The sequence below is a fragment of the Salinimonas iocasae genome (assembly GCF_006228385.1).
Classification (GTDB): Bacteria; Pseudomonadota; Gammaproteobacteria; order Enterobacterales; family Alteromonadaceae; genus Alteromonas; species Alteromonas iocasae.
In genome coordinates this window covers 1950362-1964373 of record NZ_CP039852.1, presented here as the reverse complement: position 1 = coordinate 1964373, position 14012 = coordinate 1950362, and the positions used below count along the sequence as shown (strand labels likewise).

Sequence of the window (14012 nt, the reverse complement as noted above, 5' to 3'; positions counted from 1 at the left end):
GGAAACAGCGATGAAACATGTACCCTTATTAATCAATGGTGAGTTCAAAAACTCTGATGCAACTCAGCACATTGATGTTACGAATCCTGCTAATAATGAAGTCATTGCGCAGGCTCCCTGCGCCACAGAAGACGAAATCTCTCAGGCTATCGCGTCAGCAAAAACAGCGTTTGAGACCTGGAAAGATGTACCTGTAACCGAGCGTGCCCGTCTGATGATGCGTTATCAGGCACTGCTTAAAGAACACCAAAAAGACATCGCTGAAACGCTTGCGCAGGAAACCGGCAAAACATTTGATGATGCAATGGGCGATGTATGGCGTGGTATTGAAGTGGTTGAACAGGCTATGAATGTGCCGTCACTGATGATGGGCGAAACAGCAGAGAACGTCGCCCGTGGTATCGATACTTATAGCTACACACAGCCACTGGGCGTATGTGCAGGTATTACTCCTTTTAATTTCCCAGCAATGATTCCTTTGTGGATGTTCCCGCTGGCTATTGCCTGTGGTAATACGTTTGTCCTTAAGCCTTCAGAGCAGGACCCTCTGACCCCCGTTCGCCTGGCCGAGCTCTTCAAAGAAGCCGGCGCTCCAGACGGCGTACTGAATGTCATTCATGGTGGTAAAGAACAGGTCGAGCCGCTGCTAACCCATCCGGATATTAAAGCGGTTTCATTCGTCGGTTCTGTTCCGGTCGGCCAGCATATCTATCGTACCGCTACGGCGCATATGAAACGCGCCCAATGTTTCGCGGGTGCGAAAAACCATACCGTTATTATGCCGGATGCTAATAAAGAGCATGTTCTGAATAATCTTGTGGGTGCTTCTGTTGGTGCTGCCGGTCAACGCTGTATGGCTATTTCTGTTGCTGTATTTGTGGGTGAGGCACAACAGTGGATCCCAGAGTTGGCTGAGCGCATCAAAGCGGTTAAACCAGGTCCGTGGGATCAAAAAGAATCTGCATATGGCCCTGTTATCAGCCCGCAGGCAAAAGAGCGCGTATTACGTCTTATCGACAGCGGTAAACAGCAGGGCGCAACCTGCCTGGTCGACGGTTCAGACTTTACCGTAGAAGGTTACGAAAACGGAAACTGGATTGGCCCGACGGTCTTCAGTGACGTTACAGATGAAATGGATATTTACAAAGAAGAAATTTTCGGACCGGTATTATCCATCATGAACGCGGATTCTTTGGATGATGCCCTGACACTGGTAAACAACAACCCGTACGGAAACGGTACTTCAATCTTTACCTCTAATGGCGCCGCAGCACGCAAATATCAGCACGAAGTAACAGTTGGGCAGGTAGGTATTAATATTCCGATTCCTGTACCGCTGCCGTTTTTCTCTTTTACCGGGTGGAAAAACTCGTTCTTTGGCGATCTGCACGCTTACGGCAAACAAGCGATTCGCTTCTATTCCGAGACCAAAACTATCACATCGCGCTGGCTGGAAGATGACATCCCTGGCGGCCCGAATATGACAATTTCACTGGGGTAAGTAGCAGTTATGAATTTTGAACTCACAGATGATCAACAGGCTTTTGCTGATACTGCGCGCCAGTTTGCCCGTGAGGTCCTGGCACCTAATGCAGCGAAGTGGGATCGTGAACACCATTTTCCGGTAGAGGCTATTCAACAGGCTGGTGAGCTCGGCTTTTGCGGACTCTATACCCCTGAAGAAGCAGGGGGGTTAGGTCTGAGTCGCCTTGATTCCTCTATTATTTTTGAACAATTAGCAATGGGCTGCACCACGACAACGGCAATGCTAACCATACACAACATGGCAACATGGATGATTGCAACCTGGGGACAGGATGCGGTTAAGCAGATGTGGTGTGAGACATTGGTTACCGGTCAGAAACTGGCATCTTACTGTCTGACTGAGCCGGGTGCCGGTTCAGATGCGGCATCACTTAAGACCAGCGCTCGCAAAGAAGGCGACCACTATGTGCTTAATGGTTCAAAAGTGTTCATCTCTGGTGCCGGTAGTACCGATGTGCTGGTGGTAATGGCAAGAACCGGTGAGGACGGTGCCAAAGGGGTTTCAGCGTTCGCGGTGCCTGCCGATGCTGATGGTATTTCCTATGGCAAGCCAGAAGAAAAAATGGGCTGGAATGCACAGCCTACGCGCATGATCACCTTTGAAGATGTCAAACTTGATCCGCAATGGCTGCTAGGCAATGAAGGCGAAGGGTTCAAGCTTGCCATGAAGGGGCTGGATGGCGGTCGCATTAATATTGCTACCTGCTCTTTGGGCACCGCGCAACAGGCGCTGAATACTGCGCGTGATTATATGCAGGAGCGTGAGCAGTTTGGTAAACCTATTGCTGCTTTCCAGGCTTTGCAGTTCAAACTGGCGGACATGGGAACTGAACTGGTAGCGGCGCGGCAGATGGTTCGCCTGGCTGCCTGGAAGCTGGACAATGATGATGCCGATAAAACCACGTATTGTGCAATGGCAAAACGTTTTGCAACAGATGTAGGCTTCACGGTTTGTAATGAAGCATTGCAACTGCATGGTGGATACGGGTACATCAAAGAATATCCGCTGGAGCGCCATGTTCGCGATGTGCGGGTTCATCAGATTCTGGAAGGTACCAATGAAATTATGCGCGTTATCATTGGCCGTCGCCTGATTGCCGATGAACGCGAAGTGCTTTAAGTTCCAAGGAGACAGCAATGAGTGAACACAGTCAGACACTACCTGTTACTGTCAGTGAAATTCCACTGAGTAACGGAAAGGTGGCCGGACATCTCACGCTTAATAAACCCAAAGCATTGAATGCACTGGATTTAGAAATGGCAGAGATTATGCTCGGGGCGCTGAAGTCCTGGGCGAAGCGCGATGAGGTTGCGTTCGTGGTGATGGATGCGACCGGCGATAAGGCATTTTGTGCAGGCGGCGATATTGTCAGTATGTACAACGCCATGAAGGATAACCCTGACAGTGTGCCGCATTTTGTAAAAACCTTTTTTACCGTTGAGTACACGCTGGATTACGCCATTCGCACATACAACAAACCCGTTATTGCGTGGGGACACGGTATTGTAATGGGCGGTGGAATGGGCCTGATGACCGGTGCCTCGCACCGCGTGGTTACACAATCATCACGTCTGGCCATGCCTGAGATATCAATAGGCTTATATCCCGACGTTGGCGGTACCTATTTTCTGCCACGCTTACCCGGCAAAACAGGCCTGTTTTTAGGGCTGACCGGCGCCAGTATCAATGCCTCAGACGCATTGTATATTGGCCTTGCTGATCATTACTGTGACGCACAGGATAAAGATGCAATTTTTAAAGCGCTGGCAGAGTGTGATGTTTCGACCGCCGAAGCGACCAGCCAATCTGTATCTGATGTATTGCAACGCTTTGAAGTTGCGCAGGATGAGCGTGTGGCCGGGCAGGTGGAACCTCACAGACAAGCGATTGATAGCGTGTGTGAGGCAGACTCTCTGGCGGCGGTGGTTGAAGGCATTTCTAGCCTGGATGCCGATGACGACAAGTGGCTGTCAAAGGCACAAAAATCGCTGGCAGCGGGCTCACCGATAACGGCGCATCTGGTGTATGAACAAATCAGGCGGGGGCAGTCACTTTCTCTTGCTGAATGCTTTAAGACCGAGCTTGGTGTGTCCTGTCACTGCGGTGAATATGGTGAGTTTCAGGAAGGGATCCGGGCATTGTTAATTGATAAAGATAATACACCGCAATGGAAGTTTGATGACGTCGCATCGGTACCTGAAGAAGTTGTTGAGTACTTTTTCAGTGACCCCTGGCAGGATGAGTCGCATCCTCTGGCGCAACTGGGAGAAAAATCATGAAAAAGATAGCATTTATCGGACTGGGTAATATGGGTGGCCCAATGGCGGCTAATCTGCTTGATGCAGGTTGTGATGTAACAGTATTTGACCTTGTGCCTGCAGCTGTGGAAGCAGCGTGCGCAAAAGGCGCTAAACCTGCTGGCAGCGCGAAGGAAGCGATTAAAGAGGCAGATATCATAATCAGCATGTTACCGGCCGCCACTCATGTTAAATCACTTTATCTGGGTGATGATGGCATAGTACCGCACGCGAAGCCTGATGCATTGATAATCGACTCAAGCACGATTGATGCACAAAGCGCCAGAGATGTGGGTGAGGCCATTGAGTCATCTGGCCGGCATTTTGTCGATGCGCCGGTATCCGGTGGCACTGCAGGTGCAGCCGCGGGGACTTTGACTTTCATTATGGGTGGCACAGATGAAGCCGTATCCATGGCGCGCCCGATATTAGAGCACCTGGGTAAAAATATCTTTCATGCCGGACCTTTAGGGGCCGGGCAGGTCGCTAAAATTTGCAACAATATGCTTCTTGCTGTACTTATGGCCGGTACCAGTGAGGCGTTACAGTTAGCGATTGATAACGGATTGGATCCCAAGGTCATGAGCGACATCATGTTGCAAAGCTCGGGGTCTAACTGGACGCTTGAAAAATATAACCCGTGCCCCGGTGTGATGGAAAACGTGCCTTCGTCTAACGACTATGCCGGCGGATTTATGGTTAAGCTGATGAATAAGGATCTGACGCTGGCAATGAATGCTGCGGCGCAGAGCAGTTCTTCAACGCCAATGGCGGCGCTTGCGCAGAGTCTTTACCGTTTACATCAGGGGAATGGTTTCGCTGATAAAGATTTCTCCAGCATTTTTTCTATGTTTTCATCAGAAAAATAAACCACGCAAAACCGGGTGATATAAGTCACCCGGTTTCGCTTTTCATCGCTTATCTGCTAGCATTTGTTCCAGTTTTTGCAATTCGGAACACGTTTCATGTGGCAATGTCCACTCTGCCAACAATCACTCCAACTTACAGATAAATTCTGGCACTGCGAGAATAACCACACCTTTGATAAAGCCAAAAGTGGTTATGTTAATTTACTGCCGGTGCAGAATAAGAACTCCAGGCAGCCTGGTGACGACAAAGTCATGCTTACCGCACGAAAAGATTTTCATAGTACAGCTGGCTACGCGCCTCTAATGGCTGAACTGGCAGCATGTATTCACAAAGAAACGCTGCACAAGTCTGCTGTTTGCCTGTTTGAAACGGGGTGCGGTGAAGGGGCGTACGTTCGTTATCTGCGTCAGGCGTTGTCAGCACACAAAGTCTCACTGACCACTTCTGCCAACGATATAGCGAAGGTGGGCGTAGAGCGCGCAGCAAAAGCGGATAAAGAGAGTCAGTATGTTGTGGCCAGCTCATATCATCTGCCGCTGCAGAGTGAGTCACAGGATGTACTGCTGGAAGTTTTCGCTCCGGGGGACCACGCAGAATATGCCAGGGTAATGAAACCTGATGGTGTAATGATAACCGTCGATCCGGGTCCGGAACATCTGTTTGAGTTGAAGCAGCACATCTACACGCATCCTCAAAAACACGAAATCAGTGCACCTGACAGCGAAGCGCTTACCATGAAAGCGCAGCAACACGTCAAATTCAGTCTGGATTTACACGATGACAAACGCCGTACAGGTCTGCTGGGTATGACGCCACTGTACTGGAAATTACAGCCTGAAAAACGGGAGGCGTTAGCTGAAGCGTTGCAACAGGTCACTGCGGATTTTGTGATCAGGACTTGGTGTAAGCCATCATGAACCAGCATGACCAGCAAACCCGTCTGTTATTTCTGGACAGAGATGGCATCATCAACGAAGACAAAGGATATGTAGGGAACAAAGCTGCGTTCAATTTTATACCGGGCATTTTCGAGGTCGTCGAAGCGTTTGTTGAGCATGGTTTTCTGCCTGTTGTGGTAACCAATCAGTCAGGTATTGGCCGGGGATATTACACTGAATCTGACTTTCACAATTTAACGCAGTGGATGCGCGAAGCCTTTGCTGAAAAGGGCATGCCTTTTATGCCCGTATATTTCTGCCCGCATCACCCGACAGAGGCTTACCCGCCTTACAAAAAACACTGTGATTGCAGAAAGCCCGGGCCGGGAATGCTGCTCAGTGCTGCCAGTGATTTGGGTGCAGACTTAAGTAAAAGTGTTCTTTTAGGTGATAGCTGGCGTGATATTCAGGCTGGCGCTGCCGCTGGGTTAGGTTCCCAGTGCTATGTTAGCGAGCAGCCGCAACCCACGCCACCGTTAAGCAACGCCTGTGTATTTCAGGCAGATAACGTAGCGCAGGTGCTGGGGCTGGTGCCGCAAATTATTGCGGCGACGAAAACCGGGTAAGGTGCTTAATTGCGCGGCTGAGTAGGTCAACATTCAGATTATCAGTGCTGCGCGATTGGGTCTGCAAATCGGTTATCTCGTAACTACCGTTACTTAACACCTCAATACGCTGATTGTCGTGCATAACAACAATGCGTTCGCCAGACGTGCTGACCAGCCAGTTGCGTGTCGGTGATAACAGATTCTGCCCCGTAGAATAGTAAGGTACCGGCGCAGAACAACCCAATGCATTTAACACGGTAGGTGCAAGATCTTCGGTACTGGCAAGACCCGACTGAATATCCAGGTTCGTCAGAATACGGCCTCGGGCAATGCCACCGTCAGGCTGAAAGCCTGATGCAATCAGAATATTACTCTGGGCAAAGGCATCCTGATTTAACATCTCGCTAATTTTTGCAGCCGGCAGAAACGCGATATGCAAGCCATCGTGTGTGTTTGACACTGGCTGTCTGAACCCTTCAAGTAGTGCATTAGGTAAAGGCGCATCCGTGTGAATGGATACGGCAGTTTGCAATGCTACCGGCAGAGCGAGCAATACCGGGTTTTCGGCACGCAACGTATCCTCATAAATTTCCGGGACACCGAACAACGTTGTCATCACCAGTCCTTCTAAAGACGATGCGGTAGAGTAATACTGGTTCATTTCAGTAAGATTGTACTGTGAGAAGTCCGCCAGGGGAGCCGAATCGGTCTGTACAATCATCAATGTGGTTCTGGTAGTCTCTACCGAGCAATACACAGGCTTAATTGGATAGGTGATCTTGTGAATATCAGGGTCAAACTGTAACTGCTTTCTTTCCTCATAGCGTGCAAGATCTAACAAGCCGTAACGGGACATCGTTGTTTTTGCTGTTGCCGGGTAGGAGAGGGGGAACATATTGTCCTGTTTAATGACAGGCTGATACAACTGCGCATCAGCCCACACGTGGATAGCGTGACTGCTGACAAAGCAAAGCACAAAAAAACTGGTAACCGGTGCCCCTATTCTGTGTTGCTGTAACCGGGCAATACGCTTCCAGATAGCATTTGCCAGAATTAGTTGAAATCCCAGCCAGACGATAAACAGCAAGGCCAGAAACCCCCAATCCTGCAAGGTAAACTGACTGATCTGCGTTTGCGCCTCACTTTTTAATAAGGTGGCGGAATTCAGGCTGATGTGAAAGCCGGTCCGATTGTATAACAGGGCATCGAACGCGAGCAGAGCCAGACCAATGGCCGCTATTGCTGATGCACAGGCTTTGATGATATTGGGACGCGTGGCCAGATAACACAGGGGAAGGATGAAAATCACGAACCCCGAAAACGTCATAAAGCTGATATGCCCCAGCCAGTTGGCAAATAAATAGGCTGTACCAAGCGCGGTATCAGGCAACGGCGAAGAGAATATAAAAACCGATGCAATAATGATGGCGATGGCGATATTAACCAGTGCAAACCAATGCCCCCAGTTAACTAACTTTGTCACCCGCTGCCGGCGTGGGGATTCAGCTAAAATCATAACTTCTCAGTATTATTGTTTGATGCTTTTAACCAGCACGTCGGCGAATTTTTCTGCCATCGCAGCGCGATCGTTTGGTTTTACCTGGGTTTCAAAAATATGAGTAATAACGTTACCCAATACCATCAACGATAAATCGCGGTCTGCATTGTTTTCTTCCAGCGTCTTAATGACCTGATTCATTAACGCTTCAAATTCCGTATCCTGATAACGGCTGTTCTGGGGCATTCGTACGCCTCTTTTGTGTGATTTATTCTTTTAAAAGAATGGTAATATAGATAGTGCGATTATAATCGTTGTTTGAGTGATAACAATCATTCATTCATAATTAGCGCTTTCAATATCATAAATTTTCAATTTTTAATCAACAGGATGCCTTTTCTACTATGAGCGCACTTATTCACCACTTTGTTGTTCATCGACTGATTGTCAACGAAGAGGAAAAGATTCAGGCTGTCCCCCGAGACAAATGTCTGACTGTTACGCCCCAGATAGAACACCTGGCTCACCAGATTAATCATAGCTTTAATACCAAACCGGGCAAAGGCGTTGGCCATTTCGCACAGGCCGGTGACGATGAAGAATCAGATAGCCCGGATCAGGAGTCGGCTCAGTTTGCCGAGGCGCTATCCGGCTTTATGCAGGCACAGAAACAAGGTGCTGATGATCTGGAACCGCGTTTTCATCAGTTCTCTGTTGATGCAACACGTCGTCTGATTGATTCGTTAGCAAATGCTGGCAGTGTCGAAACCGGCTTTTTGATATTCTGTCAGTATGAATATCTTGCTACCCAGTATCTTATGATTGCATTGCTCAATACCCGGGCACATGTTGAGGTAGACCAGTCACTTGAGCTGTACGAACGGGAGCATCTGGATTTGGCCAAGATGCAGCTGGCAGTAAGAATTGACCTGACTCAGCTTGATACCCAGCCTGAGCAACAGCGCTACATCAGCTTTATTAAAGGGCGAATGGGCAGAAAGGTGTCCGACTTTTTCATGGATTTCATTGGCTGTGAAGAACTGGTTGATGTAAAGCAGCAGAATAAGCAGCTGATCTCTTCGGTTGATGCTTATCTGGCTGGTGAAAACCTTGATCGTCAGGAGCAGGAACAGCACCGTGAGGAAGTAAAGTCTTACTTTAAGGAAAAGATAGAAACCGGGGAGTCGCTGTCTGTCAGTGAACTGTCAGGTCGCCTGCCAGCCAGAGAAGATGAGCAACACTCATTTGAGCAATTCACGAAGTCACTCGAAACGCCGTTAGAGAAAGACATACAACCAGACCCGGCAGCGCTGCGTCAGCTGGCGAAATTTACTGGTGCTGGCGCCGGTGTGAGTGTCAGTTTTGAGCGAAAGCTGCTTGGCGACAGGGTCATTTATGATCCAACCACCGATACACTGACAATCAAAGGTATTCCGCCCAACTTAAAAGACCAGCTGAATCGCCAGTCAGGCAGTTAAATGCCCCGGTATACGGGTGAGCGTAATGGCGTTTTGCCGTATAATAAATAAAATTTTAGTTGTAAGGTACTTATGCAACTGTTTGTAAATGATTTAACCGTAATGGATTTTTCCTACCTGTGTCCCCGTCGCGGTATGGTAGGTGAAAGCTGGATTGTTGATGTCATGCTTGATGGTGACCTGAACGATGAAAGCATGATCCAGGATTTCGGTAAGGTAAAAAAAGATTTAAAGCGCCTGATTGACGAATACGTCGATCACAAACTGTTGGTGCCTGCTGATCATGCCGGAGCCAGCATTACTCATCTGGACGATGAGCAGGTGGAAGTGCGGTTCACACTCGACAACGATGAAATTATTCAGCTGTTTTGCCCCGCTGAAGCCTATGCATTCGTGTATGCCGATACAGTGACAATGGCGTCGGTAGGAAGCTACATGCGAGAGGTTATTGCAACGCATTTACCTGAAAACGTTGCCAATATTGAGCTCAAGTTACGCGCTGAGCAGATATTGACGCCGTTTTATCACTATACCCACGGCTTGAAAAAGCATGACGGGAATTGTCAGCGTATCGCCCATGGTCATCGTTCCCGGATTGGTATATTTATTGATGAGCAGGCTTGCCTTGAAAGCCAGCAATACTGGGCGCAGCGCTGGGAAGATATCTACATTATTACCCGCGAAGATATCATCGATTACGAGGGGCGTCGCTCGTCCGGGGCACTGGACAATCCGCTGGATTACTATTGCTGTGCCTACGAGTCGTCCCAAGGCTATTTTGAGCTCATCATTCCACGCAAAAGCTGTGAGGTCGTCGAAACTGACTCTACAGTAGAGTGTCTGGCGCAATTCATTTTTGATGAACAGCGCAAACGCACAGGATCGGGCAATCTGCGTGTAATGGCGTACGAGGGCGTGGGTAAAGGTGCTATGGTGGCAGGTACGGTATGAAAAAAGCGTTAACGGTAATCTTGTTAAGTGTGGTGATGCCCTTTATCACCACAGCGGTAGCCAGTGAGCTTACTTTAAACGGTAAACTGACACAGGGCAGTCTGGTACGAGGGCAATTACCCGAGGGGAGCAAGGTAAGCCTTAACGGTGAGGCTTTGCCGGTTAATCAGCAAGGCAAGTTTGTCTTTGGCTTCGACCGGGACGCCAGCCTTGAACATACCCTGGCCTGGACATTACCAGATGGCACCGAGCAGCAAAAAACGTTAACTATCTCAGAGCGCGACTATGTCACGCAACGTATTGACGGCCTGGACCAGAAAATGGTGACGCCGCCGGAATCCGTTTTAAAGCGTATTCGTAAAGATGCAGCCAACGTCTATAAGGCGCGCTCTGCAAAATCCGATAATGATGCCTTGTTTACCGGTTTTATCTGGCCGGCGGAAGGGCCTGTTACCGGGGTTTATGGCAGTCAGCGTATACTAAATGGTAAACCCAGCCGACCGCATTTTGGCCTTGATGTTGGTTCACCGACCGGCACGCCAGTAGTGGCCCCGGTTGATGGTAAAGTGACGCTAGCTGAAGACTTATACTATTCTGGCTATACTGTAGTGCTTGATCACGGCATGGGTGTTTTCAGCACGTTTTTGCACCTGGATACAATGACCGTAGATGTCGGCGACACCGTCTCTCAGGGGGAAAAGGTCGGCACCATAGGCGAAACAGGCCGGGCAACCGGGCCGCATCTGGACTGGCGGATTAATCTGAATAATCAGCGTCTCGATCCTGAACTGTTAGTGCCGCCCCGCAACTGAGGCGGCCACTTACCTAGCGCTGTGTTCCCAGCCAGCGCGTTAATTTTTCCCTATCTTCTATGACAAAGTAGCAGGCATCGTCTTTCTCCGGTGTCAGTGCCATAGATAATGTTAACAACCTACCTTCGCGCGCCACCGTCAGCTCAACGGCGTCGTTTTCGCTTGCACTGATAACTCTGGGTAGAAGGGCTTCGCTAGTGATATAGCCGTTAACAGCAATGATGGTGTCATTGGTCTGTATGCCCGCATTGCTTGCCGGTGTGTCATCCATCACCTGAACCACTGTCACGCCGGTGGCGGCATTTTTGATATTCGCACCAAACTGATAACGTGAAACTGTATTTTTGGGCGCAGTCCCACCTTTATCCGACAAACCCAGTTTGGGGCGGTATTTTAACTGCAAGCCAATATCGCTTAGCCAGGTTTCAAGGGCGACATCGTCGGTACCGTAAACCACGCTGTCGAGATAGGGGGTTACATCAATATTGAACGCATCCTGGCACAGGCTACGAATTACATCATCAGGGGTTCCTGAAATATCTTTGCCATAGCTTTCCCATAATAAGCGCATAACGTCATCCAGGCTGTATTTCCCATCACTCTGGCGACGTAACAGCAGATCCAGACCCATCGCAATGATTCCACCTTTGGTGTAATAACTGACAATATGATTGGCCGAATTAGCATCCTGCTTATAAAAACGGGTCCAGGCATCAAAACTGGATTCAGCTGCGCTTTGTTTGTGGCGGCCACCTGCCTGCAGTAGTCTGGTGACATTCTGGCCGACAATTTCAAGATACTTCTCCGGGGTAATCAAGCCGGTACGGGCCAGTGTCAGATCATCATAGAAGCTGGTAAAGCCTTCATAAATCCATAACTGATTGGTAAATACCTCTTTGCCCATATCAGGGGCAACCAACACCTCAGGCTTGATACGTTTCACATGCCAGGTATGAAATAGTTCATGACTACACAAACTTAAAAAGGTGGTGTAACCGTCAGAGTGTGTTGCTGTTTCACCTGTCAAAGGCAGTTCAAAGCGGGGAAAGAGCAGGGCTGTTGAACTTCTGTGTTCCAGACCGCCAAAACCTTCGTTACTGAGTAACGTCATGAATACATAACGCTCAACAGGATAGGGTTCGCCAAACAGCGACAGGTGATGTTCGCAAACAGGAACAAGATCCTTGCAGATTCGGTCTATGTCGATTGGGTCCTTGCCGCTAAATAACACAACAAACTCTATCCCGTTGACTGAAAAGCTTTTTGTCACAGCCTGACCAATGAACACAGGGTGATCAATAAGCTCCGCGTAATCCTGTGCACGGTACTGTTTGTTGTGGGTGGGCATGGTGGTTTCCAGTATCCAGTCTGTCTCATCAGGCTGGTGAATCGTCAGATCATGGGGTCTGTCTTCCATACCTGAAACCTGTAAAAATACAGAGGTACCATTGCAAAAAGCATATTGGTCGTTGATAAAGGCGGAGCGCACCGACAAATCAAACGCAAAGACTTCATAGGTCACAGTAACAGGCTGTCGATGACTCTCGATAACCCAGGTTTGCTTGTCAGTCTTACTGATATTTTTGGTTTCACCGGTAGAGGTTTGCGCTGACAGACTAATAATGTGTCGGGCAAAATCCCGAATCATGTAGCTTCCGGGTATCCAGGCCGGCAGGGTCAGCGTAACGGTATCCTGGTCACACGCTGGTATGTGTAACGTTACACTGAAAATATGCTTTTGCTTTGACGCGACTGACAGCTCATAGTGTGGCTGTAGGATCTGTTCTGTCATAATAGGGCTATCATAGATAAATGTTGTCTCTATGATGCCCAACAATACTGTTAATGTCAGTAGCAGGGCGCACATCAATAGATTAAACTGATGTTAAAACAGATAGCTATCAACTGTTCAGGAGCCATCGGATGTTAGCGCAAAAGGAACTTCAGCTATTACGGGATATCGCCGTGGGTGACGGCGTCGACTTACAAATTGCCACACCCACAGCCCCAAAAAGGGTGAGAACACGTTACGTTGGCATGGAAGAAGGACAGGGGCTGTTTTTCTCAATCCCTACCAGTTCGCGATGGGCATCTACCCGGGATCTTCTTTTGCCGGGTAATTCCGTTGTAGTCCGACATGTGCTTGAAGGTGACAGCGGGACAATTGTTGCGTTTAAGGTCAAAGTACTTCGCTTGCTCCATAATCCCTTGTCAGTGCTCATTACCTCATTTCCCGAAACCCTGCAGTCCCGGGGGCTGCGTGCGGTAAAGCGTGGATATCCCGGCATTGGCGTGCGTGCAACAGTGGAAGGTCACGAACCGGTTGATGCGATCATCACCGATGCATCCGTTTCCGGCTGTAGGGTGGCAATAAAGCAGCAGATGATGCCTGAGTTTGATGGTAACAAAATATTAACATTATACTATCAACTGGAAAGTAAAACCCTTAGTATTAATGCATCGGTTAAAAATGTGACCTACGAAAATGACTATGTGTACATTGGTCTGCAGTTCGGCGAAAAGCAGGATGCAGTCTCAACGTTACTGGAGCGGCACATTTTGTATTATGAGTAGAAGGACTGTTTATGCGCCAGATAGAACAGCTGTTAGATCGATATTCTGAAAGTCACCGGAACAAAACGAATATTCTTATACACGCCATAGCAGTTCCCAGTATTTATTTTGTTACCCTTGGCCTGTTGTACGCTATACCCGTGCCTCAGTGGCTGGCGAAGTTTGATGTCAGCTGGGCGCATGTTATCTCCATTCCGGTATTGTATTACTACTTTCGGTTATCAGGCCCCATTGGCGCGGCAATGACACTGCTGACACTGGCTTGCTTTGGTGGAATTGCGTTATTAGAAAATGCCGGAATTTCAGTCTGGCAGTTCTGTCTTGCACTGTTTATTGTTATGTGGATTCTGCAGTTTGTCGGTCACAAGATAGAGGGTAAAAAGCCATCTTTTCTGGAGGATTTGCGCTTTTTGCTGGTAGGCCCTGCATGGTGGTGGGTTCACTGGCTTAAACGCATGAATATTGGTTATTAATACAGTATGTGTACAGAATATCTGTGC

14 protein-coding genes are annotated in these 14012 nt (G+C 48.6%); 11 read left to right on the top strand and 3 right to left on the bottom strand.

All coding sequences use genetic code 11. From position 1 onward, the window contains the following. Positions 1 to 10 precede the first annotated feature (10 nt). The 6 genes from FBQ74_RS08640 to FBQ74_RS08615 all read left to right on the top strand — a co-directional run bounded on the left by FBQ74_RS08640 (position 11) and on the right by FBQ74_RS08615 (position 6217). Positions 11 to 1501, top strand: coding sequence for a CoA-acylating methylmalonate-semialdehyde dehydrogenase (locus tag FBQ74_RS08640; RefSeq protein ID WP_139756296.1), 1491 nt, complete (start codon positions 11 to 13; stop codon positions 1499 to 1501). A gap of 9 nt (positions 1502 to 1510) precedes the next feature. Next, a complete protein-coding gene (locus FBQ74_RS08635; RefSeq protein WP_139756295.1) occupies positions 1511 to 2665 on the top strand; it encodes an acyl-CoA dehydrogenase family protein in 1155 nt (384 codons plus the stop codon). A 17-nt stretch (positions 2666 to 2682) separates the two neighbouring features. Then, on the top strand, positions 2683 to 3825 hold the full coding sequence (locus FBQ74_RS08630) for an enoyl-CoA hydratase/isomerase family protein (protein WP_139756294.1): 1143 nt from the start codon (positions 2683 to 2685) through the stop codon (positions 3823 to 3825). Continuing rightward, complete coding sequence (mmsB, locus tag FBQ74_RS08625; RefSeq protein WP_139756293.1) at positions 3822 to 4712, top strand: 3-hydroxyisobutyrate dehydrogenase; 891 nt, start codon at positions 3822 to 3824, stop codon at positions 4710 to 4712. Before FBQ74_RS08630 ends, mmsB begins: the two co-directional genes overlap by 4 nt. A gap of 96 nt (positions 4713 to 4808) precedes the next feature. Further along, a complete protein-coding gene (locus tag FBQ74_RS08620) occupies positions 4809 to 5630 on the top strand; it encodes a putative RNA methyltransferase (RefSeq protein WP_139756292.1) in 822 nt (273 codons plus the stop codon). Then, positions 5627 to 6217, top strand: a complete 591-nt coding sequence (locus FBQ74_RS08615; protein WP_139756291.1) for a D-glycero-alpha-D-manno-heptose-1,7-bisphosphate 7-phosphatase — start codon at positions 5627 to 5629, stop codon at positions 6215 to 6217. Before FBQ74_RS08620 ends, FBQ74_RS08615 begins: the two co-directional genes overlap by 4 nt. Here FBQ74_RS08615 and FBQ74_RS08610 read toward each other — a convergent pair. Both FBQ74_RS08610 and FBQ74_RS08605 read right to left on the bottom strand, forming a co-directional pair. Further along, complete coding sequence (locus FBQ74_RS08610) at positions 6192 to 7715, bottom strand: DUF3413 domain-containing protein (protein ID WP_139756290.1); 1524 nt, start codon at positions 7713 to 7715, stop codon at positions 6192 to 6194. The genes FBQ74_RS08615 and FBQ74_RS08610 overlap by 26 nt on opposite strands. 12 nt (positions 7716 to 7727) lie before the next feature. Continuing rightward, positions 7728 to 7943: a YejL family protein gene (locus FBQ74_RS08605; RefSeq protein WP_139756289.1), complete on the bottom strand. Its 216-nt coding sequence runs from the start codon at positions 7941 to 7943 to the stop codon at positions 7728 to 7730. Positions 7944 to 8101: 158 nt separating this feature from the next. On the opposite strand from FBQ74_RS08605, the gene yejK reads away from it, so the two are divergent. The 3 genes from yejK to FBQ74_RS08590 all read left to right on the top strand — a co-directional run bounded on the left by yejK (position 8102) and on the right by FBQ74_RS08590 (position 10938). After that, positions 8102 to 9175 carry a nucleoid-associated protein YejK gene (gene yejK, locus FBQ74_RS08600; RefSeq protein WP_139756288.1) on the top strand — a complete coding sequence of 358 codons (1074 nt, stop codon included), beginning with the start codon at positions 8102 to 8104 and terminating at the stop codon, positions 9173 to 9175. A 72-nt stretch (positions 9176 to 9247) separates the two neighbouring features. After that, the gene (locus tag FBQ74_RS08595; protein ID WP_139756287.1) at positions 9248 to 10126 is read left to right on the top strand and encodes a 6-carboxytetrahydropterin synthase; all 879 of its coding nucleotides are present in this window, start codon (positions 9248 to 9250) and stop codon (positions 10124 to 10126) included. A gap of 35 nt (positions 10127 to 10161) precedes the next feature. Next, a complete protein-coding gene (locus tag FBQ74_RS08590; protein ID WP_408641355.1) occupies positions 10162 to 10938 on the top strand; it encodes a M23 family metallopeptidase in 777 nt (258 codons plus the stop codon). Positions 10939 to 10951: 13 nt separating this feature from the next. Here the strand turns inward: FBQ74_RS08590 and FBQ74_RS08585 are convergent, their stop codons facing one another. After that, the gene (locus tag FBQ74_RS08585; RefSeq protein WP_139756285.1) at positions 10952 to 12730 is read right to left on the bottom strand and encodes a M61 family metallopeptidase; all 1779 of its coding nucleotides are present in this window, start codon (positions 12728 to 12730) and stop codon (positions 10952 to 10954) included. 131 nt (positions 12731 to 12861) lie between these two features. Between FBQ74_RS08585 and FBQ74_RS08580 the strand changes: the two genes are divergently transcribed. Together FBQ74_RS08580 and FBQ74_RS08575 are read left to right on the top strand one after the other, a co-directional pair. Next, entirely contained in the window at positions 12862 to 13512 is a 651-nt protein-coding gene (locus tag FBQ74_RS08580) for a PilZ domain-containing protein (protein WP_139756284.1), read from the top strand. A gap of 11 nt (positions 13513 to 13523) precedes the next feature. After that, on the top strand, positions 13524 to 13985 hold the full coding sequence (locus tag FBQ74_RS08575; RefSeq protein WP_139756283.1) for an Mpo1 family 2-hydroxy fatty acid dioxygenase: 462 nt from the start codon (positions 13524 to 13526) through the stop codon (positions 13983 to 13985). Positions 13986 to 14012: the final 27 nt, after the last annotated feature.